This window comes from Chloroflexota bacterium (assembly GCA_016235055.1).
GTDB lineage: Bacteria > Chloroflexota > Anaerolineae > JACRMK01 > JACRMK01 > JACRMK01.
This window is the reverse complement of record JACRMK010000085.1, coordinates 14646-36509: the sequence shown is the minus strand read 5'-3', so window position 1 is coordinate 36509 and position 21864 is coordinate 14646. Positions and strand designations below refer to the sequence as shown.

General features: G+C 64.6%; 22 protein-coding genes. 9 read left to right on the top strand and 13 right to left on the bottom strand.

Features of this window, described 5'->3' with window-relative positions; genetic code table 11:
• Positions 1 to 1768, bottom strand: a 1768-nt coding sequence (locus tag HZB53_20605; GenBank protein MBI5880058.1) for a hypothetical protein, incomplete at its 3' end; no start/stop codon positions are given.
• A gap of 797 nt (positions 1769 to 2565) precedes the next feature.
• On the opposite strand from HZB53_20605, the gene HZB53_20600 reads away from it, so the two are divergent.
• From HZB53_20600 to HZB53_20560, 9 genes are all read left to right on the top strand, one after another.
• Positions 2566 to 3879, top strand: a complete 1314-nt coding sequence (locus HZB53_20600) for an aspartate aminotransferase family protein (GenBank protein ID MBI5880057.1) — start codon at positions 2566 to 2568, stop codon at positions 3877 to 3879.
• 7 nt (positions 3880 to 3886) lie between these two features.
• Positions 3887 to 4858, top strand: coding sequence for a flippase-like domain-containing protein (locus HZB53_20595; GenBank protein MBI5880056.1), 972 nt, complete (start codon positions 3887 to 3889; stop codon positions 4856 to 4858).
• Between the two features lie 819 nt (positions 4859 to 5677).
• Positions 5678 to 5815 carry a hypothetical protein gene (locus tag HZB53_20590; GenBank protein MBI5880055.1) on the top strand — a complete coding sequence of 46 codons (138 nt, stop codon included), beginning with the start codon at positions 5678 to 5680 and terminating at the stop codon, positions 5813 to 5815.
• 18 nt (positions 5816 to 5833) lie between these two features.
• Positions 5834 to 6244 (top strand): hypothetical protein, encoded by a 411-nt coding sequence (locus tag HZB53_20585; GenBank protein ID MBI5880054.1) that lies wholly within the window; start codon positions 5834 to 5836, stop codon positions 6242 to 6244.
• Positions 6245 to 6354: 110 nt separating this feature from the next.
• Positions 6355 to 6819: a transcriptional repressor gene (locus HZB53_20580; GenBank protein MBI5880053.1), complete on the top strand. Its 465-nt coding sequence runs from the start codon at positions 6355 to 6357 to the stop codon at positions 6817 to 6819.
• Between the two features lie 19 nt (positions 6820 to 6838).
• Positions 6839 to 7798: an energy-coupling factor ABC transporter permease gene (locus tag HZB53_20575; GenBank protein MBI5880052.1), complete on the top strand. Its 960-nt coding sequence runs from the start codon at positions 6839 to 6841 to the stop codon at positions 7796 to 7798.
• Positions 7799 to 7851: 53 nt separating this feature from the next.
• The gene (gene cbiQ, locus HZB53_20570) at positions 7852 to 8655 is read left to right on the top strand and encodes a cobalt ECF transporter T component CbiQ (GenBank protein MBI5880051.1); all 804 of its coding nucleotides are present in this window, start codon (positions 7852 to 7854) and stop codon (positions 8653 to 8655) included.
• A 68-nt stretch (positions 8656 to 8723) separates the two neighbouring features.
• Positions 8724 to 9167 carry a GxxExxY protein gene (locus HZB53_20565; GenBank protein MBI5880050.1) on the top strand — a complete coding sequence of 148 codons (444 nt, stop codon included), beginning with the start codon at positions 8724 to 8726 and terminating at the stop codon, positions 9165 to 9167.
• Between the two features lie 76 nt (positions 9168 to 9243).
• Positions 9244 to 9954 (top strand): ABC transporter ATP-binding protein, encoded by a 711-nt coding sequence (locus HZB53_20560; protein ID MBI5880049.1) that lies wholly within the window; start codon positions 9244 to 9246, stop codon positions 9952 to 9954.
• A 335-nt stretch (positions 9955 to 10289) separates the two neighbouring features.
• On the opposite strand, the gene HZB53_20555 is transcribed toward HZB53_20560, so the two are convergent.
• From HZB53_20555 to HZB53_20500, 12 genes are all read right to left on the bottom strand, one after another.
• Entirely contained in the window at positions 10290 to 10868 is a 579-nt protein-coding gene (locus HZB53_20555) for a hypothetical protein (protein ID MBI5880048.1), read from the bottom strand.
• Between the two features lie 89 nt (positions 10869 to 10957).
• A complete protein-coding gene (locus tag HZB53_20550; GenBank protein MBI5880047.1) occupies positions 10958 to 12130 on the bottom strand; it encodes an aminotransferase class I/II-fold pyridoxal phosphate-dependent enzyme in 1173 nt (390 codons plus the stop codon).
• Positions 12131 to 12162: 32 nt separating this feature from the next.
• A complete protein-coding gene (locus HZB53_20545) occupies positions 12163 to 12753 on the bottom strand; it encodes a hypothetical protein (protein MBI5880046.1) in 591 nt (196 codons plus the stop codon).
• Positions 12750 to 13043, bottom strand: coding sequence for a hypothetical protein (locus tag HZB53_20540; GenBank protein MBI5880045.1), 294 nt, complete (start codon positions 13041 to 13043; stop codon positions 12750 to 12752). The genes HZB53_20545 and HZB53_20540 overlap by 4 nt, the downstream gene beginning before the upstream one ends.
• Positions 13044 to 13056: 13 nt before the next feature.
• Positions 13057 to 13782 (bottom strand): PIG-L family deacetylase, encoded by a 726-nt coding sequence (locus HZB53_20535; GenBank protein ID MBI5880044.1) that lies wholly within the window; start codon positions 13780 to 13782, stop codon positions 13057 to 13059.
• Positions 13783 to 13852: 70 nt separating this feature from the next.
• The gene (gene argH / locus HZB53_20530; protein ID MBI5880043.1) at positions 13853 to 15232 is read right to left on the bottom strand and encodes an argininosuccinate lyase; all 1380 of its coding nucleotides are present in this window, start codon (positions 15230 to 15232) and stop codon (positions 13853 to 13855) included.
• A gap of 506 nt (positions 15233 to 15738) precedes the next feature.
• Entirely contained in the window at positions 15739 to 16998 is a 1260-nt protein-coding gene (locus HZB53_20525; GenBank protein ID MBI5880042.1) for an argininosuccinate synthase, read from the bottom strand.
• Positions 16999 to 17162: 164 nt separating this feature from the next.
• Positions 17163 to 17702, bottom strand: coding sequence for an LOG family protein (locus HZB53_20520; protein MBI5880041.1), 540 nt, complete (start codon positions 17700 to 17702; stop codon positions 17163 to 17165).
• Between the two features lie 34 nt (positions 17703 to 17736).
• Positions 17737 to 18792: a M42 family metallopeptidase gene (locus tag HZB53_20515; GenBank protein MBI5880040.1), complete on the bottom strand. Its 1056-nt coding sequence runs from the start codon at positions 18790 to 18792 to the stop codon at positions 17737 to 17739.
• 17 nt (positions 18793 to 18809) lie between these two features.
• The gene (locus tag HZB53_20510; GenBank protein MBI5880039.1) at positions 18810 to 19772 is read right to left on the bottom strand and encodes a N(4)-(beta-N-acetylglucosaminyl)-L-asparaginase; all 963 of its coding nucleotides are present in this window, start codon (positions 19770 to 19772) and stop codon (positions 18810 to 18812) included.
• 89 nt (positions 19773 to 19861) lie between these two features.
• Positions 19862 to 20653 (bottom strand): MBL fold metallo-hydrolase, encoded by a 792-nt coding sequence (locus HZB53_20505; protein MBI5880038.1) that lies wholly within the window; start codon positions 20651 to 20653, stop codon positions 19862 to 19864.
• An 8-nt stretch (positions 20654 to 20661) separates the two neighbouring features.
• Positions 20662 to 21474 (bottom strand): MBL fold metallo-hydrolase, encoded by an 813-nt coding sequence (locus tag HZB53_20500; protein ID MBI5880037.1) that lies wholly within the window; start codon positions 21472 to 21474, stop codon positions 20662 to 20664.
• Positions 21475 to 21864 lie beyond the last annotated feature (390 nt).

Here is a 21864-nt window from a genome sequence, read left to right as displayed (position 1 = left end):
GGCCGCTGTTGACGTTGTAGGCGACAACGGAATTGGTCAAGCTGAGCGCCGCGCCACTGTACACGATGCCGCCGCCGGCACAGCCGTAGCAGTAGCCGCCGTAGCGGACGATGGCATAGTCGAGGGAGGCGCTGCCGCCGCTGCGCACCATGATGCTCTGCCAGTAGCCGGGGCTGGGCGAAGTGGCCGCGCCGTCGTTGTTAGTATCGCCGCCGACGGCATCGTCGGTCAGCGCGGTGAAGTACACAGGCCGCGCGCCCGTCCCCATGACCTGCAACAGCCCGTCCACTTGAAGCTGCGGGCTGCTATTCGAGAACTTGAAGACCACGTCGGGCAGGATGCTCAGGGTCTGACTGACCAGCACGTTCAGGAAATTGGTGACGAGGTAGGGGAAGCCGGCATTGGCGGTCAGGACGGTGGTGGCGGTGATGGTGCCGTAGAGGCCGATGCCGTTGAAGGCGTTGTTGGAGCCGTTGTTGCCGGACATGCGCGCATCGCCGCTCAGGTATTCGTTAGCGGCGGCGAAGCTCAGGTACGCCGCCCAGGTGGCGTTGCCGGTGAAGGTGTTGTTGCGGATGAGCGGGCTGATGGTCTGGCCGTTGCCGTAGGCGTAGAGGCCGTACGCGGTGTTGGTGAGGAACTGGGTGGCGCTGACGGTGAGGCCAGCGCCGGTGGCGAGCAGGCCGTTGCTGCCGTTGTACGCGATGATGGAGTTGCTCAGGTTGAGCGCCGTGCCATCGTACACGATGCCGCCGCCGGTGCAGCCATTGCAGTAGCCACCGTAGCGGACAACGGCGTGGTCAATCTCAGCCCGGCCGCCGCTGCGGACCATGATGCTCTGCCAATAGCCGGGGGTGGGCGAAGTGGCCGCGCCGTCGTTGTTGGTATCGCCGCCGATGGTATCGTCGGTCAGCGCGGTGAAGTACACAGGCCGCGCGCTCGTTCCGACGACGAGCAACCGGCCGTCCACCTGCAATTGCGGACTGCTACTTCCGAATTTGACGATCGCTCCGTGCTCGACCGTCAACGCGGCCCCGCTGCTTACATTGACGACGCACGTCACCACGTAGAGGTGCTTGCCGTCCCAAATGGTATCGTCTGCGATGCTGCCGCACACGTTGACCTGGTACGCATCGATCGCGACAGTGATCGCCGTGGTGTGCGTGATCGTGCCACCGTCAGCCGTGACGATGAGCGGGTACACGCCGACGGTCGCCGTCGGCAACGCTGTCACCACGAGCCCGGTGCCGGCCGTTGGCGTCAGCGGATTGGTCGCAAACGCGGCGCTGGCGCCTGATGGCAATCCCGTTACGCTCAGCCCCACCGGTGCGCTGAATGCGTATGCTGCCGTCAGCGCGACCGTGTAGGTAACAGCCTGACCCTGCACCACCGTCTGTGAAATCGGGCTGGTCACGAGCACGAAGTCCGGAACGTCCACAACGACGATATGCCCCGTCTGATTTGGGGTACCGGCCAGGTAGTGTGGGTAATCGCCAGCCAGGCTAAACGCGTACTGGCTGTCGCCGCCCGGCGGCACCACGACGACATAATTGGCTGTGCTTCCCGGACCGTTGCTTGCCGGGGACCGATCCACCGGCGAACTCGTACCGCCACTGCTGCCTCTCATGATCGCCGGCAAATACAGGTGATACGGAACACCGCTGCGAACCGTCTGCGTCAGCGCGGTGGCGTTGTGCCATGTGACGGTGCTGCCTGTTGAGACGGTCAGCACGCCGGGGTTGAAACCGTCCGCCGTAATGGTGACCACCGTCTGACTCGACAAGGCTGCGGCTGCGCCGGATGCAGCTTCATGCGCCGGGGCAGTCGCGGACATTGGAGCGGGAAACAGCCACACAAGAGCAAAGAGGACGAGTGCCGGGATGAAAACTGCCAGGGAAGCTGCGCGACGAGAAACGTTCATGGTGCCTCCGTCACGTGCCTTGACCGTTGTCGTTCAGGCGCGGAAATATAGCCTGTGGGATCGCGGGCTGCGCTTGCCAGACTATATACCGAAGCAGGATCGCGTGATAGTGACAAACTGCCCTAATAATCCGGGACAAGCGTACATGGGTGAGACTGTACTCTCACGGCGGGCCTCGGCAGAACAAGCAGCGCTATCGTTTGATTCTGCGCGTATCCACGATACGTCGACCGCCGCATCGATCGTCGGAGCCGCGAGACCTCCACCCCAGCAATTCTCAATTTGGAGTCTGTCCACCAGGTTGCCCCCTCATCCCCCGGCCCCTGCTCCCCGCGCGCGCGGGGAGCAGGGGAAAAGCTAACGGGGAGGTGCGCGGCGGCGCAGCCGCCGCGCACCTCCCATTAGAATCTCGCCCCCTCCCAACGAAGTTGGGAGGGGGTCGGGGGGAGGGCAACGCCGCTTTCTTGTCGAGCCAGCTTGCGTGACAAGCACCAGAGGGGGGCCAGTTCATAGCAAGCCGGCATTGGAAAGTACCCGTCCAAAGCCAAAATGAGAATTGCTGCCTCCACCTGCTCCCGCTTGTCACCCGCGCCGACTCTCGCTATACTTCTGCGCAGACCGTTCCGAATGATCCGGAGGATACCATGCCCAGCCTGCAAGAGACCCGCAGCCAACTTGAAGCCACCTACCGCAAGCGCACGCCGCAGTCGGCCGCGCTGTTCGCCGAGGCGCAGAAGTCGCTGCCCGGCGGCGACACGCGCACCTCGACCACCTTCACCCCGCACCCGACCTACATGGCGCGCGGCGAGGGGCCGATCCTGACCGACATCGACGGCAACACGCTGATCGACGGCCTGAACAACTACACCTCGCTGATTCACGGCAACGCCTTCAAGCCGGTGCTCGACGCGGCACAGTCACAACTGGCGCTCGGCACCGCGTTTGGCGCGCCGAATGCCGCGCAGGTCCGGTTGGCCGCGCTGATCTGCGAGCGCGTCAAGTCGGTCGAACGCGTGCGCTTCACGAACTCCGGCACCGAAGGCACGATGATGGCGGTGCGCGCCGCCCGCGCCTTCACCGGCCGCGAGATGATCGTGAAGGTCGACGGCGGCTACCACGGCACGCACGACTCGGTGTCGGGCGGCGCCGGCATCCCGCAGGCGCTGATGGGTCTGACCGTCAGCGTGCCGTTCAACGATGTGACGGCGATGGAGCGCGTGCTGGAAGCCAACCGCGGCAAGATCGCGGCAGTCATCGTCGAGCCGGTCATGGGCTCGGCCGGCTTCGTGCCGTCGGAGCGCGGCTATCTGCCCGCCGTGCGGCGCCTGACCGAGACGCACGGCGCGCTGCTGATCCTCGACGAGGTGATGACCTTCCGGCTGGACTACGGCGGCGCGCAGGCGGTCTACGGCGTCGAGCCGGATCTGACGGCGTTCGCCAAGATCATCGGCGGCGGGTTTCCGGTCGGCGCGTTTGGCGGCCGCGCCGAGATCATGGAACTGTTCAATCCCGCGCATGCCAAGATCAACCACGCCGGTACGTTCAACGGCAACCCGGTCACAATGGCGGCCGGCTTCGCCGCGATGGAGCACCTGACGCGCGAGAAGATCGCGCACGCCAACGCGATGGGCGATGCGGTGCGGCGCGGCTTCGTCGAGGTACTGGAGGAGCAGGGCATTCGCGGGCAGGTGACTGGCTACGGCTCGTTCGTCGGCTTCCACCTGACGGCCCAGCCGGTGCGCGACTACACCGGCGTGGCCAGCGTGCGACCCATCCTGCGCGAGATGCTGCACCTCGGCCTGCTGAATCGCGGCGTGCTGACCTCGCGCTCCGGCGTGCTCAACGTGTCTACCGTCTACACCGACGCGCTTGTGGCGCAGGTGGTTAGCGCGTTTCAGGATTCGCTGGTCGAGATGAAGCCGGCGATCCAGTCCGAGTGCCCGGACCTGGCGCGCTAGCTCGGCCATGTCCTGGAACGATCTCAAGGGCAAGCTGATTGCCGGGCTGGTCTTCGGACTCGTTGTGCTGGCGGCGCTGGCGTTCTTCGCCGACCTGCCGCAGACGCTGGCCGCGCTGCGCAACTTCCAGTGGGGCTATCTGCCGGCCATCATCAGCCTGACGCTACTGAACTACGCGCTGCGGCTGGTCAAGTGGCACTGGTATCTCGGATTGATCGGCGCGCACCTGCCGGTCGAGCGTTCCGTCTCGATCTTCCTGTCGTCGATGAGCATGGTCATGACGCCGGCCAAGGTCGGCGAGTTCCTGAAGGCGTACATGCTGCGCGTCACCGACGGCGTGCCGGTGGCGCGCTCCGCCCCGATCATCTTCGCCGAGCGCATGACCGACGGGCTGGCAATGATCGCGCTGTCGCTGGCGGGTCTCGCGTTTTACCAGCAGGCGCTGCCGGTCATCGTCGTGCTGCTGGCCGGCATCGGCGGCGTGATCGCGATTACCCAGTCGCGCACGCTGTCGCTGCGGCTGCTGGCGGCGGGTGAGCGGTTGCCGGCCGTTTCGCGCATGATGCACCAGCTCCACGAACTGTACGAAAGCTCGTACACGCTCTTCCGCTGGCGCAACCTCGTCATTTCGATCCTTGTGGGCATGGTGTCATGGGCGGGTGAGTGCCTGGCCTTCTATCTGACGCTGATTGGGCTTGGCATCGCGCCCTCGGAGACGCTGCTCCTGCAGGCGACGTTCATCTTCGCCTTCTCAACGGTGGTCGGGGCTGTCTCGGCGCTGCCGGGCGGGCTCGGCGCAGCAGAAGCCAGCCTCGGCGGCCTGCTCGTCCTGCTGGCCGGGCTGTCGCGCGAGCTCTCTGTGGCCGCCACGCTGCTGATCCGCCTGTGCACTCTCTGGTTTGGCGTCGGGATCGGATTGGTCGCCCTGCTCTTTTATCGCCGCCGTTTCTTCGGCGCCGAGTCGGCGCCCGGTGGGTGACGCTCAGGACCAACGAAGCTTTGCTGTGGCCCGCCGTCCACCGTGTCGTAGGGGGCGCAGTCTTCGCGCCGTCCCGCAATTTGGCGTTGATTGATACGGCCACGGCATAGTCTGTTTACAGGAGCGCCGGCATCCAGTCCAGCTCCGCAGGTCACGTCCCCAACCTTAAACCTCATTCTCCTCACTTGACAGACAGAACATTTGTGCTATACTAATCTTCATGGGCATATTGCGTCACTTGCCGTTGAGCCGTTTGAATCCTGCCAGTTTCGTTTGAAAAATAACCCGTCCAGGCTCAACAAAACCGGCCCAAACGGCAAATTTCGTCTCAGTCTTTGAAATCGATCGAAATCAAACGCCGCCGTCTGCCGTAGGGGGCGGTTTCCGCGCCCGCCCTTTGAGGCGTCGTGTACCGCTCTGTAATTGCACAAAGCGTCTGGGCCTCGTCCGTGCAACCAACTCACGACCTGGCCCCTTGTGTTGTAGGCGTTGCCTTGATCTATCTCCAGAGAGTGATCCATGAGCGGGGCTCGCCACTGCGCATACCGCGCCTGACGTGGACTTTTCGCAAGATGACTGTGCTCCGTTTGCCGCCAATTCAGACGGTAGTGTAGCGCGTATTGAGAGCAGGGCGGGATGGCGAGGCATGGAGATAGCGTACAAGAGGGTCGGTAGGCGCCGTAGATAGACTGGAGCAGCGGTCGGGGGCGCACGTGGCGCCCCCGATATGTGTCAGTGCATCACACGCGCCATCGTGGGCGATATAAGTTCCGCGCAGGCCCATGGCGCCGTCGTACAGTTTTCAAGCAAGGAATCCCCGTGAGCACGAATTACCTGTCCGTCGGCGATCGCGCGCCGGACCTGTCGCTGACCGCCGGCGACCTGAGCCGTGTGGCATTGTCGTCGCTGTGGCGCGAGCATGCCGTTCTGCTGACCTTCCTGCGCCACTTTGGCTGAGTGACCTGCCAGGAGGCGATGGGCCAGTTGGCCCAGATGCAGCCGGAGTTCGCTGGGCGCGGCGCGCGCATCGTCGCGGTCACGCTGGGCAAGCCGAGCGAGGTGACGCTGTTCGGCCGGCGCTTTTCCGAACAGATCCTCTGTCTGGCAGACTCGCAGCAGAACGCCTACCGTGCGTACCGGATCGGTAAGCTGAACCTGCTCAGAGAGCTCACCGATCCGCGCGCCTGGAAGGCGTACGTGCGCGGCGCGGCGGCCGGGCACAATACGGGCTTGTCCGATCAGGACATGCTGCAGATGAACGCCTCGTTCCTGATCGGCGCCGGCGGCGTGCTGTTGCAGGCGCACTACAATCGCTACGCCGGCGATCACCCGGACTGGGCGGGATGGCTGGCGGGGCTGCCCGCGTCGCGCGCGCAGGCGGTATAACGATGCAGGCCGGGGCGCGCCAAGGCGTACCCTTTTTGCGCCTATTCCTTATTACAACTATTCCCATTTGCCAATATTCGGATCGCACCCTACAATGAAATAGAGCGACCATGACCACACGCAAAAGCCTGAGCGCGCACGACCCGATCATTGACAGCCTGCGCAAGCGCGGCTACCGGGTGACGCCACAGCGCGTCATGATCCTGGCGGCCATGCAGGAGAGCGACGGGCATGTATCCGCCGACGAGGTGTTCCAGCGGGTGAAGAAGAAGCATCCGTACGTCAACCGCTCGACGATCTACCGCACGCTGGATATGCTGGCGGGCGAGGGCGTGATCACGGTGACCGACTTTGGCAAGGCCAGCGCGCAGTACGAGGTTAACCGTGATGAACCACATCATCACATGGTTTGCAGCCTGTGCGGCGAGGTCGGCGAGTTCGATCACGCCTTGCTGGCTCCGCTGCAGGCGGCATTGCGAAAGAAATATCGCTTCGAGGCCTCCATTCATCATTTCGCGGTATTTGGCCTGTGCCAGGCCTGTCAGCCCAGACCGGCCAAGGCCCGGCACTCATAATTACAGGGGGGATTCACCCATGCTGGCTTCACCGGTTCCGATGCACATTCCCGACGGCTTCCTGTCGGTGCTCGTCGCCCTGTTCTTCTGGGCCGCGACAGCCATCGTCGTGGCGTATGCGTTGAAGCGCGTCAATACGGACCTGGGCGAGCGGCAGGTGCCGTTGATGGGCGTGCTGGCGGCCTGTATCTTTGCCGGGCAGATGCTGAACTTCAACGTGGCGGCCGGTACCTCGGGCCATCTGGTCGGCGCGGCGCTGGCGACGATCATGCTCGGGCCGTGGGCGTCGATCCTGATTATGACGTGCGTTATCGCGGTGCAGGGGCTGATCTTTCAGGATGGCGGTCTGCTGGCGATGGGCGCCAATATCTTCAACATGGGCATCGTGGCCACGGCGGTCGCGTATGCAACGTACCGGCTGGTCGCCCGGCTGTCGGGCGGGCGCGCCGGCGGCATGCTGGCCGCGGCGTTCCTGTCGGCCTGGGCGTCGATCGTCGTCACGTCGTTGGCCGTGGGCCTGCAACTGGCGCTATCGGGCACCTCGCCCGCCAATTTGGCGATCCCGGCGATGGGCGGCGTACACCTGCTGATCGGCATCGGTGAGGGATTGATCACCGTTGGCGCGGTGTCGTTCCTGCGCGCCACGCGCCGCGACATGCTGGAGCAGGGCACGGCGCCGGTGCGGGGCGGGCGTGGCATTCTGGTCGCTGGCCTGGCGCTGGCGTTGGCATTGGCGGTCGTTTCTCCGTTGGCGTCGGCCGACCCGGACGGGCTGGAGTGGTTTGCCGAGCAGCAGCACTTCACGAACCGCCAGGTGCAGTCGCCGATCAAGCTCATCCCGGATTACCGCCTCCCGGGCATCGGCAGCGAAGCTGCCGCAACGATCGCTTCCGGCGTCGTCGGCATGTTGATTGTGTTTGGCGCGGCGGGCGCAACCGCTTACATTCGCCGCAACCGCAAGAACCTGCCGGCGCACTAAGACCGCAATGGCCCTGCGCGTGCCTCCGGGCACGGCAGGGCCGCGCTTTATCCATGCACGCTCACTTCCTTGACCCCTACCGCCCGCGCATCAGCCCGATTCATGCGCTCGATCCGCGCATCAAGTTTGTGCTGGCGGTGGCGTGCATCCTGACTGCCGCGTTGATGCCGCTCGGTGCGTGGGCGGCGTATCTGCTGCTGTTCGCCGTCGTGCTCTCGGTCATCATCCTTTCGGAACTCGGCGTGCGCTATGTGCTCGGGCGCTCGGCGCTGGCGTTTCCGTTCGTGCTGGCTGCGCTGCCGCTGGTGCTCACGGCCGGGCCGCCACTGCTGGCGGAACTGCCGCTGGGACCGTGGACGCTTCAGGTGTCGCAGGACGGCGTGGTGCGCTTCGCCAGTATCGCGGTCAAGTCGTGGATCTCGGTGCAGGCGGCCATCGTCCTGTCGGCCAGCACGTCGTTTCCCGATCTACTGGTTGCCATGCGCGCCGTGCGCGTGCCGCGCCTGCTGGTGGCGATCTTTGGCCTGATGTGGCGCTACCTGTTCGTGCTGGCCGATGAAGTCCTGCGGCTGATTCGCGCGCGGGCGGCGCGCAGCGGCGAGAGCGGGGAACCGGGCCGCCGCGTGGGCGGCAGCCTGGCGTGGCGCGCGCGGGTGACGGGCGGCATGGCCGGCAACCTATTCCTGCGGGCGCTCGAGCGCGGCGACCGCATCTACCTGGCGATGGCAGCGCGCGGCTACGATGGCGAGGTGCGGCACTTCCCGCTGCCGCCACTGGCCGGCCGTCATTGGTTCACGCTGGCGGGGGGAATGGCTCTGCTGGCGGTTTTGTTGGTCGTGTCGCTGCTCAACGGATAGACAGCGGATAAGCGGATAGGAAGGCTGGTCGAGTCAGGATTTGATTCTCGCGCGGAGCGTGGTAGTCAATGCCCCTGGATCCTCGAATTCCACATGCTGATCTGACGTACCGCATCATCGGCGCGGCCATGCGTGTTCATAGCCGGCTCGGTCCGGGATTGCGCGAGGCGCACTATCATCGCGCCCTGACCGCCGAACTGCTCGCAGATGGGTTGACGGTCGAGGAAGAGCATCAGATCGATGTGTACGATGGCGATAACTGGCTTGGCCGTATGTTCATCGATCAGTGGGTCGAGGGCAAGATCGTCGTCGAGGTCAAGGCCTTGCAGCATCTGCTCACCGACGAGGAAGTGGCACAGGTTATCGGCTACTTGATTGCCAGCAATGCACCGGTTGGCATGCTGATCAACTTCGGGCGGCGACGGCTCGAATATCGGCGCATTCTACCGCCACGCAAAACAGATGATTGGAAGCACAAGGTCGAACGCTTTCTCTGGAAGCCACGCGAATGACAAGCGCGGAATTAAGGGGTTCTTCGAAAGTTAGTGCGCCCTATCCGCTTATCCGCTAACACATCCGCTGATTAACATGCACCACACGATTGAACTCGACAACCTCACATACGCGTACCCGGACGGCCACGAAGCGCTGTTCGGCATCTCGCTGCGCGTCGCGCCCGGCGAGAAGGTGGCGCTGGTCGGGCCCAACGGTGCGGGTAAGACGACGCTGATGCTGCACCTGAACGGCATCCTGCGCGGCAAAGGCAAGATCGTCGTGTCTGGCATCGAACTGGGCGACAAGACGATTGGTCGTATCCGCGCCGCCGTTGGACTGGTGTTCCAGGCGCCGGATGACCAGCTCTTCTCGCCGACCGTCTATGATGATGTGGCGTTCGGTCCGATGTATCAGGGGCTGGCGCAGGCCGAGGTGCACATACGGGTGATGCAGGCGCTGGAAGCGGTGCACATGACCGACTACGCGCGGCGCGTCTCCCATCACCTGAGCGTTGGCGAGAAGAAGCGCATCGCGATCGCGACCGTGCTCTCAATGCGGCCTGACGTGTTGGTGCTCGACGAACCGTCGGCGGGCCTCGACCCGCGCGCGCGGCGCGGCCTGATCAACCTGTTGCGCGAACTGCCGCAGACGATTTTGTGCTCGTCGCACGATCTGCACATGGTGCGCGATCTGTTCCCGCGCATGGTCGTGATGGACAACGGCCGCATTGTCGCCGACGGGCCGACGGAGAAACTGCTGGAGGATGCGGACCTGTTGGAAGCGCACGGGCTTGAAAAGCCGTAATACGGTATCAGCTTGTTGTCATGTCACGATGAGCAAGCCGCGCCTGAGGCTGTCATCCTGAGCGCGGATGTCATGCCTTCCCTTTCAGACTGCTGCGCGCGCGAAGGACCTAAAATCGTTGGCATGGGGTGGCGTCGCACGATATTTGAGCAGTGGGTTGAGATGCTTCACGCGCGCGGCGCACCGTATTCAGAAGGTCTTGCCTTCGCGTTCAGCATGACAGGCCAAGGGACCAATCTCAAGTTGAAACAGTATAAGCAAGTGCATTTCGAATAACAAAAACACCGCTTGGTCGATCTGACCGGCGGCGTTTGTGCTTCGTGCGCGGCAACGGGCTAATTCGCCAGCCAGGCAAAGAACGCCTCGTGCGACTTCTTGACCAGCGCCGCAAACGCGCCGTTGGTGCGCAGCCACTCGCGGTAGAACGCGCGCAGGTCGGCTGTAGCCGGATCGCCCTCTACCGGCGCGGCGGTCAACTTGAGAGCGTACGCCGTCACGGCGTCGCGCTTGGCCAGCACCGCTACCGCCTCGGTACTGAGCGGCGTCACGCCCTGCGTGCCGGCAATCTCCAGCTTCGTGAGTAGCTCGACTACCTTGACCGCATCCTCGCCGGAACGCCGCTCAATCCGCGCCCACGCCGCCGAGACGCGCACCGCGTCGACCAGGCCGCCCGGCTCGATCCCCTGCGCATAGACATATTGCGTCCAGAGCGTTGTTTTCGTCGGCGGCCACTCGGCCGGGAAGAACGGGGAGTTGACCGGTACCCAGAGGACCTTGGTGCCGCGGTCGAGCGCTTTCCAGGAGGCATCGAGATGTTCCTGCACCTGGTCGACCGTCATGCGCATGGTCGGCGAGGCGGGGGCATCGCACGCCGTGAGCGCCAGCATCGGAACGGCGATGAACGCGGCCAGCAATGATCGGTGTATGGTGCAACCTCCGTACGGTAGACAAAAGGGCAGCGCCCGATGGCCTGCCCTTGCTGCGTGCCTGCCTGGCGTGCGGGCTATGCTCTTTTGAGCTGTGTCAGCCGCTCGCCGGCGGCGATGAGCGTCTCGTCCTTCTTGGGGAAGCAGAAGCGAATCTGCGAGCGTCCCAGCTCCTGCGGCATGAAGAAGGAGCTGCCCGGCACGCTGGCCACGCCGACTTCCTTGACCAGGTAGTGCGCGAACTCGACGTCGTGCGTGTAGCCGAACGCGCTGAAATCGCACATGACATAATACGCGCCTTCGACCGGGTGGAACTTGAAGCCGGCGTCGGACAGCGCGCGCAGGCAGAGGTCGCGCCGCCGCGTGTAGCCCACGACCAGTTGGTCGTAGTACGAGCGCGGGAACTGCACCGCCACCGCCGCGGCTTCCTGCAGCGGGGCGGGCGCGCCGACGGTCAGGAAATCGTGTACCTTGCGGATCGCCTTGCTGATCTCTTCCGGCGCAATGCAGTAGCCGATGCGCCAGCCGGTCACGGAGTACGTCTTCGAGATGCCGCTGATCGTGATGGTGCGCTCGGCCATGCCGGGCAGGGTCGCCAGCGAGATATGCTTGCGCCCGTCGTAGATGATGTGCTCGTAGATCTCGTCGGTGAACGCCAGCGCGTTGTATTCGATGCACAGGTCGGCTATGAATTGCAGCTCAGCCCGCGTGAAGACGCGGCCGGTCGGGTTGTTCGGATTGTTCAGGATGATGGCGCGCGCGCCCTGCTTGAACGCCGTGCGCAACTCGTCCGGGTTCCAGACCCATTCGGGCGGCTGCAGGTTCACGAAGATCGGTTGCGCCCCGGAGATCATACCGTCCGGCCAGTAGTTCTCGTAGAACGGCTGGAAGACGATGAACTTGTCGCCCGGGTTGAGCGTGGCCAGCATCGCCGCGATCATCGCCTCGGTCGCGCCGCAGGTGACGGTGATGTGCTTGTCGGCCTCGATCGGCATGCCGTTGAACCAGGCATACTTCTCGGCCAGCGCGCGGCGCAGGTTCGGCGCGCCCCACGTCACGGCGTACTGGTTCACGTCATCGCGAATCGCTTTGACGGCCGCTTCCTTGATCGCGTCGGGCGCCGGGAAGTCCGGGTAGCCCTGCGACAGGTTGATGCCGCCGTAGATGTTGTTCAGCCGCGTCATTTCGCGTATGACCGACTCGGTGAAGTTCTGCACCCGGTCGGCGACGCGGAGAGTGGCATTCGTCATGAAATGTGATCCTGGATGAAGATGGGGGGCGCTTACTGCCCCGCCTGCGTGAGCTTGGTCTTGAGCGCGTCGATCGCGCTTTCCAGCGCGGTGCGCTGGTCGCGCATCATACGCAGCCGCTGCGCGCGGTCGCGGAACTCGGTGCGGCTGATCTGGTCGATCTGCCGCACGAGCTTGCGCAGCGCCTCTTCCTTCTCGGCGAGCTCGGCGTTCAGCGCTTCGATGCTCGGTTGGGTGTCTGAAGTGGTCATATACGCGTTCACCGGATTCTCTTTGACTAACGCTGCTGCGGGCGGACTGATGGAGGCCAACTGCTCTGCTTCGGCCAGCACTTCGCCGCGCGCCACGACCTGCTTTCCCTCGTACAACTCAAAACGGCTACCGGGGTGCAAGTACTGCACGGGGCCGTCGGAGGATAGAAAGCGTATCCGCACAAGCGTGCCGTCGGTGCGTGTTTGTGCCTCGTCAAATTCGGCGACGATGCCCCAGGCTTCGAGATGGATGTCGCTCTGATCCTCCGCGAAATGTGCCACCGTTGAGTAGCGCGGTCCAACCGGCGGCGCTTGCCGGCCGCCTGCCTCTCGGGGCGTCCAGCGAATAATCGCCTTGACAGTCGGGTTCATGGAAGATACTCTCCCCGGACGCGGGCCATTGCCAGCTCATCAACTCTCGCAAAGCGTGCCGGCCCGATTCCGTCCAGACGTTCGATGCGCATCAACTGATTGGCTACCAAGTCATCCAAGTCGATCTCAATGACATGGAACGGTCCACCGAATAACTGTCCCCATTGTCGCGCGTGATCCGGCGTCTCCGCAAAGAACTTGCCTTCCAGCGTGCCTGGCATGATCTGAAAGCGGCCCGTCTCCAGCAACTGCTCAAACTCGGCTTCGCTAACGGCGCGGTAGAGGCGCATCGCGGGCTGCCGGCTAGCCCATCTTCAATGACTTGAACGCCTCCGCGTACTTCATGCCGTGCGCCTCCCCGATCTTCGTGTGACGCTCTGACAGGCGCTTCCGCAGCCCTTCGACGTCCTTGATCTGGCTCTTGTGCTCGCGCAGCGAATCGATCTTCTGCTCGAACGTCTCCGTGATGTCCACGAAGTAGTCCGGGTTGGGATTGCCGGTCAGCAGCACCAGGCGGACCTTGTGCGGCTCAAAGCCGAGCGCCTGCAGTTCCGGGAAGTACAGCCGGTTGCCGGCCGCGGGGAACACCGCGTCGAGCGTGGCGTCGCCGCTGGCGCGGTGGTCGTTGTGGTTGATGAAGCCGGGAAAGCCGTAGCGCGTCGTCGGGTCGTGCGTCAGCACCACGTCGGGCTTGAAGCGGCGGATCTCGCGGCAGATGTCGCGGCGCACTTCCAGGCTGTTTGCCAGCTCGCCGTCGCGGTGTGTCAGGAAGGTAATGTTCTTCACGCCGAGCGCGGCGGCGGCGGCGCGCTGCTCGACCTGGCGGAGCGGGATCAGCTTCTCCCACGTCATCTCCGGGTCGTCGCTGCCCTTGCAGCCGTCGGTCACGATGACGTACGCGACCTCGACGCCTTCCTTACTCCATTTCGCGCTCGTGCCGCCGGCGCCAAACTCCGGATCGTCCGGGTGCGCCATGACAATCAGCGCGCGCTTGATTTCTAACGGGGCCTGCTCGTTCGGGTTGCTCATGATGGGTGCGGTCTTCCTCCGTGTCGGTATCGGGGCAATTTTACCGCCGTTCGGCGCATGCGCCAATCGGCTAGACGGCCGCCTGCGCCAGGCGCGCCTGGGCGCGCTCGATCTGCTTGCGGACCGCCTCGGGCGCAGTGCCGCCAGTCGCGCTACGGCGCTCGACCGACTTGCGGAAGTCGAACACATCGGCGACGTCGGCCTCGAACTTCGGCGAGAAGACGAGCAGTTCGGCTGGCGTGTAGCTGCGCAGCAGGCGCTGGTGTTCCAGCGAGTCGCGCACCAGCCGCCCGACGACGTGGTGCGCCTCGCGGAACGGCAGGCCCTTGCGCACGAGGTAGTCGGCCACGTCGGTTGCCAGCAGGCCGTCGTCCAGCGAGCGCGCCATGCCCTCCGGTCGGATGACCAGCGTGTGGATGATGTCGGTCATGATCGGCAGCGTCATAGTCAGTGTATCGGCCGTGTCGAACAGGCCCTCCTTGTCCTCCTGGTAGTCCTTGTCATAAGAGGACGGCGAGCCTTTGAGCATGACGAGCATGGCGCTCAGCGCGCCGACGATGCGGCCGGTCTTGCCGCGAATCAGTTCGAGCGAGTCGGGGTTCTTCTTCTGCGGCATGATGCTGGAGCCGGTCGAGTACGCGTCATCGATCTGCGCCCAGCCGTACTCGTCGGTCGAGTAGATAATCAGGTCTTCGGCCAGCCGGCTAAGGTGCACGGCGATCAGTGAGGCGCAGAACAGGTACTCCACGACGAAGTCGCGGTCGCTGACCGCGTCGAGCGAGTTCTCGTAGATGCGCTCGAAGCCGAGCTCGCGCTGCAACTGCTCGCGGTCGATGCCGAAGGCATTGCCGGCCAGCGCGCCCGCGCCGAGCGGGCTCATGCTCGTCCGCTTGGCCAGGTCGGCCAGCCGCTCGCGGTCGCGCTCGAGCATCCAGAAGAACGACATGATGTAGTGCGACCAGAGGATCGGCTGGGCGCGGCGCATGTGCGTGTATCCGGCGGTGATCACGTCGGGGTTCGCCGTGGCGTGCTCGACCAGCGCGCGCTGCAGGTCGAGCACCTGCGCGCTCGTCTGCGCGACGGTCTTCAGCATCGCCAGGTGCGCGTCGGTGGCGACCTGGTCATTGCGGCTGCGGCCGGTGTGCAGTTTCTTGCCGGCGTCGCCGATCAACTCCGTCAGACGGCGCTCGACGGCTGTGTGGATGTCCTCGTCGTTGGGCAGCATGGCGAACGTGCCGGCGTCAAACTCGGCCTGCACGCGCGCCAGCCCGTTCTGGATCTGCGCCAGTTCCTCCGCGCTGATCAGCCCGATCTGCTGGATCGCTTTGGCGAAGACCTGGCTGCCGCGTATGTCCTCGGCGTACCAGCGGCGGTCGAACGGCAGCGAATCCTGGAACTTGCGCATCAAGTCGGCGGTTGGTTTGGTGAAAGCAGAACCCCAGAGCGGCATAAGGCAAACTCCCGTCGGGTAGGTTAGACATAACGCCATTTCACGATAAGCTCGTCCCCTTTCAGTATCGCATGATCTCAAGCGGCGGGCCAAAGGCCTTGCCCCTCCCCCTGGCCCCCTCCCCGCGAGCGGGGAGCGGGGAAAGAACAAAGAGGATTGGCGCGGCGGCTCTGCCGCCGCGCCAATCCTCAATACCCAGTACCCCTTCTCCCCCACAAATTGGGGGAGAAGGGGCAAGGGGAAGAGGGGGGTGGCGTTACATCTTGACCGGAGCACGCGATGCGAATGGGAACATTGTTAACGTGAAACAGCATAATGCAGACCCGAAGGGCATGCCCTTCGGGTCTGGTCAACGGCATACGGCGGCCGCTGCGTCTCGGCCTTCATCCTGTGCCCGCGCCTCAGGCGCGGAGCGGGGCGTACGCCCCGCTGCACAGGACATAGCCGAGACGCGCTAAGCGTTCAGCGGCCCGAAGCCGCTGAACAGCGCCGCGCGGGCAACGCGGCTAGTCGCGCTTGAAGCGCGAGTACATCTCCACTTCGTCGATGGCCGGCATGTTGTAGTCCACCAGCGCGCGAATCTTCATCGGCAGACCGAACAGCCGGATGAAGCCCTCGGCGTCGTGCTGGTTGTATACTTCCTCGTCGTCGAACGAGGCGTAGTCCTCGCGATACAGGCCGCGCGGCGCCTTGCGGGCGACCGGCGTGACGTTGCCTTTGTACAGCTTCAGCTTCACGGTGCCGGTCGTGCGCTTCTGCAGAACGTTGACAAACGCGTCGATCGCGGCGCGCAGCGGGGTGAACCACTGGCCGTAGTAGACCAGCTCGGCGTAGCGCAGCGCGACCACTTCCTTGAAGTGCGCGCTGTCGCGGTCGAGCGTCAGCGTCTCCAGGTCGCGCAGCGCCTCGACCAGGATCGTGCCGCCCGGCGTCTCGTAGATGCCGTGCGACTTCATGCCGACCAGGCGGTTCTCGACCAGATCGACGCGGCCGATGCCGTTCTCGCCGCCGACCTTGTTCAGGTAGTCCATCATCTGCACCGGCTGCATCTCGCGACCGTTGACCTTGGTCGGGTAGCCTTCCTCGAAGTCGATGTCGATCATGGTCGCCTGATCGGGCGCCTTCTCCGGCGCCATCGTCATCTCGAAGATGCCGTCGCCGACCGGCTCGTTCCACGGGTTTTCCAGCAGGCCGCCTTCGGTGCTGTAGTGAAACAGGTTCTTGTCGTGCGAATAAATCTTGGTGCGCGAGGCAGTGGTTGGGATGCCGTTCTCGTCGCAGTAGTCGAGCAGGTCCTTGCGCGACTTGAGGCTCCACTCGCGCCACGGCACGATGATCTGCAGGCGCGGGTTGAGCGCCATGACCGTCATGTCGAAGCGCACCTGGTCGTTGCCGCGTCCGGTGGCGCCGTGCGCCACGGCATCGGCGCCTTCCTTCTCCGCGATCTCCACCATCTTCTTGGCGATCAGCGGCCGCGCGAACGACGTGCCGAGCAGGTACTTGCGCTCGTAGACGGCGCCGGCGCGCAGCGTCGGATAGATGTAGTCGGTGATGAACTCCTCACGCACGTCGAGGATGTACGCCTTGCTGGCGCCGGTCTTCTTGGCCTTCTCCTCCAGCCCGTCGAGTTCGTTGCCCATGCCGACGTCGGCCGTGACCGTGATCACCTCGGCGCCCGGGTGGTTGGCTTTCAGCCAATGCAGGATCACCGACGTGTCAAGCCCGCCCGAATAGGCGAGGATGATCTTCTTTGCCGTCTGTTTCATATGCGTTTAGCTCCTCGTGATGATGCCGGTGGCGCTGCGTCTCGGCCTTCATCCTGTGCCCGCGCCTCAGGCGCGGAGCGGGGCGTACACCCCGCTGCACAGGACATAGCCGAGATGCGCTAAGCGTCCAGCGGCCCGTAGCCGCTGGACAGCGCCGTACCGGTCTATTGATCTTGTGCTTTGAAGTGCCGGTCGATCAACGCCAGCGCCTCGGCGGGCGTCTGCACGAACTGGACATGCTGCCAGTCGCGCTCGCGCACGATGGCGTGCCGCCGGAACGACTCGAACAGCGCCGCCCACGCGTCGCCGACGACGACCAGCGGGCGCGGCGACAGGCAGTTCGTCTGCAGCAGGCTCCACGCCAGCGACAGTTCCACCAGCGTGCCGATGCCGCCGCGCAGGACGACGTAGGCGTCCGATCCGTGAATCAGCTTCTCGAGGCGGATGAAGAAATCGATCACCTTCTCTTCTTCGTCCACCCACGGGTTGGCCGGGCGCGGGTCAAAGATCGTCATCGTGATCCCGCGTGTCGTGCCGCCGCCTTCTTTGGCGCCGCGTGACACGGCTTCCATCGCACCCAAATAGCCGCCGCTGGTCACGGCGTAGCCAGACTCCGCCAGCAGGCGGCCCATCTCGTGTGCTTCAACATAATCGGGGTCGCCGTCTTTCACTTGCCCCGAACCGAATACCGATACCCGTTTCATCGTGTTCCGTGAACTAAGATTAGCCTGCCTGCACCTACTTGATACTGACCGTGCCCGCCTGGCCCTTGAACTTGTGCGCGTCCTCGATGAACGCCTGCGTCAGGTCGATGCTGGCCTGCAGGTCGCCCTTGTGTACCGATTCGACCACCGAGTGCACGTAGCGGGTCGGGATCGAGACGGTGATGACCGGCACGCCGGCGCCTGCACGCTGCATGCCGCCCGCGTCGGTGCCGCCGCGCGGCAGGATCTCGATCTGGTGCTTGATGTTGCGCTCGACGGCCATCTGGCGGAAGAAGTCCACCAGCTTCGCGTCGGAGATGGCCGAGGAGTCCATGATCTTGATTGCGGTGCCCGCGCCGAGCCGGGTCACATGTTCCTGTTCCGGCACGCCGGGCGTGTCGACCGCCAGCGTGATGTCGAGCGCGAGTCCCACGGTCGGCATGATGCCGAACGCGGCGACCTGCGCGCCGCGCAGGCCGACTTCCTCTTGCGTGGTGGCGACAACGTAGATGTCGGCGGTGGTCGAGCGGGCGGCGCGCAGCGCCTCCAGCATGACGTACACGCTGACGCGGTCGTCCATCGTCTTCGACGAGTACAGGTCGCCGACCTCGAGCAGGTCCTGGTCCATCGTCACCCAGTCGCCGACCTGCACCTGCGCCTTGACCGTCTCAACCGGCAGGCCGAGATCGATGTAGTAGTCGCTGAGCTGAAGCACCTTGCGGCGCTCCTCGTCGGTCAAGATGTGGATTGGCTTCGGGATGCCGAACATGCCCGGCAGGTCCTTGCGGCCGTGCACGATCACGCGCTGTGCCATCATCGTGCGCGGGTCCCAACCGCCGACCGGCAGCACGCGCAGGAAGCCTTTGTCGTCGATATGGTTGACCAGGAAGCCGATCTCGTCCATGTGCGCCATGATGACGGCGCGCGTCTGGCCGTCGCCGCGTTTGTGCCCGACGACGTTGCCCAGCGCGTCGATACGGATCTCATCGACCAGCGGCTTCATCGCCTCGATGACGATCGGCTGGATGCGCTCTTCGCGCCCCGCGATGCCGTGCGCCTCAACCAGTTGCTTAAGCAGTGCGATGCCCATAGGTTGCTCCTTGCGGCCTAGCCGGCGCTCTGTTGCTTCTTGGTCAGCGGAATGACGATGCGCGGCTTGAGGGCCGGCTCCGGCATCTTCTCGGTCTGGTAGATGTAGGTCACGGCGCGGTCGGTTTCGGTGGTCATCGCCGTGTGCTTGCCCTGCGCGTCGATCGCCACCAGGTTCATGCCCGGCGGGAACGGCACGGTCAGGCGGCGCAGGTCTTTCATCGCCTCGCGCCCGGCGGCGACCAGCGACTTGCCGGTCTTCATGTACAGCACGACCGAGTGCGCCGTCGCGCCGCGGATCGCCATCTCGCCGTAGCCGGTGCAAGCGCAGGCGCCGTAGCGGTTGTCGGCGTAGTTGCCCGCGCCGATGATCGGCGAGTCGCCGACGCGGCCGGGGTATTTCCACGCCCAGCCGCTGGTGCTGACGCCGCTGGCGATGTCGCCGTGCTTGTCGATGGCGATCACGTTGACGGTGCCGAACACCTCGTCGTGGTAGTCCTTGAGCGAGGCCGCGATCTGGGGGTCCTTGGTCGCCTTGTTGACCAGGTCGCGCAGCAGGTTGTAGCGCTGGTTGGCCTCGCGCCCGGCCTTGCCCTTGTAGATCGCTTCAGATTCCGGCGTCAGCAGGTTGCGCTTCTTCATACCGATCTCCTTGGCGAAGCGCTCCGCGCCGGGGCCGGCCAGCATGACGTGCGGCAGCCGCAGCATCACCTCCTTGGCCACGCTGATGACGTGCTCGTAGTTGTGCACGGCGCAGACGGCGCCGGAGGCCAGCGTGTGGCCGTTCATGATGCTGGCGTCGAGTTCGACCTCGCCCAGCACGTTGGGCAAGCCGCTGTAGCCGACGCTGTGGTCTTCCGGATTCGATTCGACGAGGCGAATGGTTGCTTCGACGGCGTCGATGGCGTTTCCGCCGTCGCGCAGGACCTGCATACCGGCTTCAAATCCGACCTGGGCGTTGCTGCTTCCGACAAGTAGCATAGTTTTCTCTTCCTCTTGGTGGGATGGGGTTCGGCGCGCTATGGCGGGCGCACCGTAAAAATACACGGAGAATCGCCGGGTGCCGCGCCCTATCGGGTCCAGACCGCGAACGATCCGAATGGGTATCGTTTGACCGGCCCCCATTCGGTGTGCCGCGCTTCCCAGGTCGCCCGGCCGTCGACGATCTGCTGGATCCCGTCGGCCAGCCGGCCCAGTTCGTGCGCCGGCATCGGCGTCTGGTTGTGCGAGGGCAGCACGTTGTCGATGGCCGGCTGCAGCGCCGCCAGTCGCTGCGCGCTGGCCAGCATCTGGTGAATGTCCGAGTTCTCGAAGTGCGCGAACAGATTGCCGGGATAGTAGAGGTCGCCGGTCATCAGCCAACGCTCTGTGCGGTCGAGCAGGCAGATATGCCCCGGCGAATGGCCCGGCGTGTGCAGCACCTCGAGCACGCGATCGCCGAGATCGATGGTGTCGCCGTCGTGCAGGATGCGCGTCGCTTTGCTGGGCGGGATAGTCCATGTTGCAGCCGAGAAGCCACGCGGTGTCGGGCGGGTAAAGCGCCTCGGCGTCGCCTTGACGCGCAGCTTGTCGTTGCCGTACTCCTGTTCCAACGCCGGCGCTTCGATCGCGTGAATGGCGATCTGGCTGAACTTGAAGTTTTCGCCGCGGTGGTCGTAGTGCGCGTGCGTGTTGACGACCGCGAGCGGCAGCCGCGTCAGTTGCTGCGCTTCATACTGCAGGTCGCCAACGCCCATGCCGGTGTCCACCAGGATGGCGACGCCCACGCCCGTGACGAGGTAGGAGATCACTTCCTCGTCGTGACCCGGTTCCATGATGGCCGTGACGGTGCCGGTGACCGGCTTGATATCGAACCAGCCCATGGGATTGCCTACTTGGGGAGCCAGATGGAGAACGCGTCGAAACGCGCGGCGCGTCCGCCGATGAAATCGTCGGGCGGGTCGAGCGGCGCACGGCCGTCGAGCGCGCTCTGCGCGGCGGCGGCCAGCTCGCGCAGGAACGCCCCGCCGTGAATGGTCTCGTTGTGGCCGGGCAGAATCAACTGCACGCGATCGGACAGCGCGGCGAGCCGCTGCGCGCTGGCGGTGAAGGCGGCCGGACTGCCGCCGCGGAAGCAGGCGTACATCGGGCCGCGGTACGCAGTGTCGCCGGAGCACAGCAGGCCATTGGCCTCGTCGAAATACGAGACGTGGCCGATGGAGTGGCCCGGCGTGTGCAGGACTTGCAGTTTGCGCCCGCCCAGATCGATCCAGTCGCCATCGGCGAGCGCGGTCTGCGCCTCGGTGGGACGGAACCCGTACTGGGTGCTGTCGAAATCGCCGGGCAGGATCGCCTGCACCTCCGGCGTCGCCATTTGCGCTCGTACGCCGGCCATGTCCTGTGGGCGGGCCAGCAGTTTGACTTCGTCCTTGTATATGGCGATTTGCTCAAACTCGTCGTTGCCCGCGCTGTGGTCCCAGTGGAAGTGTGTGTTGTAGACGGTGACGGGCAGGCCGCAGACCGATTCGACAACCGGCCGCAGCCGTGCGACGCCCATGCCGGTGTCGATCAGCGCGGCGCGCTCCGATCCGGCGATCAGGTGCATGTTCACGGTTTCCACGCCGAAGCGCGGCTCGATGCGCCCGATCGGCTCCGCGATCTGCCAGAGGCCGGGCCCGAGTGGGGTTATGCTGAACCAGTCCATGCTTGTGGCATCCTTCACAATGGTGCGAAGGATTGTAGCATTTTCGCATAGCAAACGCAAAACGATTGCGCCAGCAATTCTCATTTTGACTTTGGACGGACACTTTCCAATGCCGGCTTGTCATGAGATGGTCCTCAAGTGCTTGTCATACAAACCGGTTCGACGAGTCGCTGTTGCTGCCCTCCCCCCAACCCCCTCCCAACGAAGTTGGGAGGGGGAGAGAATCCAAGGGGAGGTGCGCGGTGGCGCAGCCGCCGCGCACCTCCCCGTTAGCTTTGCCCCTTCTCCCCCGCGCGCGGGGGAGAAGGGGCCAGGGGATGAGAGGGGGGCGATACTGGCGGCCAGACTCCAAAACGAGAACTGCCGCGATTACCAGGGCGATTCAAAAGT

Excerpts from the sequence above, each read along its gene's own strand:
- HZB53_20550 (MBI5880047.1), bottom strand. The coding sequence starts at position 12,130 with ATGACGAATGCCACTCTCCGCGTCGCCGACCGGGTGCAGAACTTCACC.
- HZB53_20585 (MBI5880054.1), top strand. The coding sequence starts at position 5,834 with ATGGGCCAGTTGGCCCAGATGCAGCCGGAGTTCGCTGGGCGCGGCGCG.
- HZB53_20520 (MBI5880041.1), bottom strand. The coding sequence starts at position 17,702 with ATGAAACGGGTATCGGTATTCGGTTCGGGGCAAGTGAAAGACGGCGAC.
- HZB53_20580 (MBI5880053.1), top strand. The coding sequence starts at position 6,355 with ATGACCACACGCAAAAGCCTGAGCGCGCACGACCCGATCATTGACAGC.
- HZB53_20560 (MBI5880049.1), top strand. The coding sequence starts at position 9,244 with ATGCACCACACGATTGAACTCGACAACCTCACATACGCGTACCCGGAC.
- HZB53_20545 (MBI5880046.1), bottom strand. The coding sequence starts at position 12,753 with ATGAACCCGACTGTCAAGGCGATTATTCGCTGGACGCCCCGAGAGGCA.
- cbiQ (MBI5880051.1), top strand. The coding sequence starts at position 7,852 with ATGCACGCTCACTTCCTTGACCCCTACCGCCCGCGCATCAGCCCGATT.
- HZB53_20565 (MBI5880050.1), top strand. The coding sequence starts at position 8,724 with ATGCCCCTGGATCCTCGAATTCCACATGCTGATCTGACGTACCGCATC.
- HZB53_20515 (MBI5880040.1), bottom strand. The coding sequence starts at position 18,792 with ATGGGCATCGCACTGCTTAAGCAACTGGTTGAGGCGCACGGCATCGCG.
- HZB53_20525 (MBI5880042.1), bottom strand. The coding sequence starts at position 16,998 with ATGAAACAGACGGCAAAGAAGATCATCCTCGCCTATTCGGGCGGGCTT.
- HZB53_20500 (MBI5880037.1), bottom strand. The coding sequence starts at position 21,474 with ATGGACTGGTTCAGCATAACCCCACTCGGGCCCGGCCTCTGGCAGATC.
- HZB53_20540 (MBI5880045.1), bottom strand. The coding sequence starts at position 13,043 with ATGCGCCTCTACCGCGCCGTTAGCGAAGCCGAGTTTGAGCAGTTGCTG.
- HZB53_20535 (MBI5880044.1), bottom strand. The coding sequence starts at position 13,782 with ATGAGCAACCCGAACGAGCAGGCCCCGTTAGAAATCAAGCGCGCGCTG.
- HZB53_20595 (MBI5880056.1), top strand. The coding sequence starts at position 3,887 with ATGTCCTGGAACGATCTCAAGGGCAAGCTGATTGCCGGGCTGGTCTTC.
- HZB53_20505 (MBI5880038.1), bottom strand. The coding sequence starts at position 20,653 with ATGGGCTGGTTCGATATCAAGCCGGTCACCGGCACCGTCACGGCCATC.
- HZB53_20510 (MBI5880039.1), bottom strand. The coding sequence starts at position 19,772 with ATGCTACTTGTCGGAAGCAGCAACGCCCAGGTCGGATTTGAAGCCGGT.
- HZB53_20575 (MBI5880052.1), top strand. The coding sequence starts at position 6,839 with ATGCTGGCTTCACCGGTTCCGATGCACATTCCCGACGGCTTCCTGTCG.
- argH (MBI5880043.1), bottom strand. The coding sequence starts at position 15,232 with ATGCCGCTCTGGGGTTCTGCTTTCACCAAACCAACCGCCGACTTGATG.
- HZB53_20600 (MBI5880057.1), top strand. The coding sequence starts at position 2,566 with ATGCCCAGCCTGCAAGAGACCCGCAGCCAACTTGAAGCCACCTACCGC.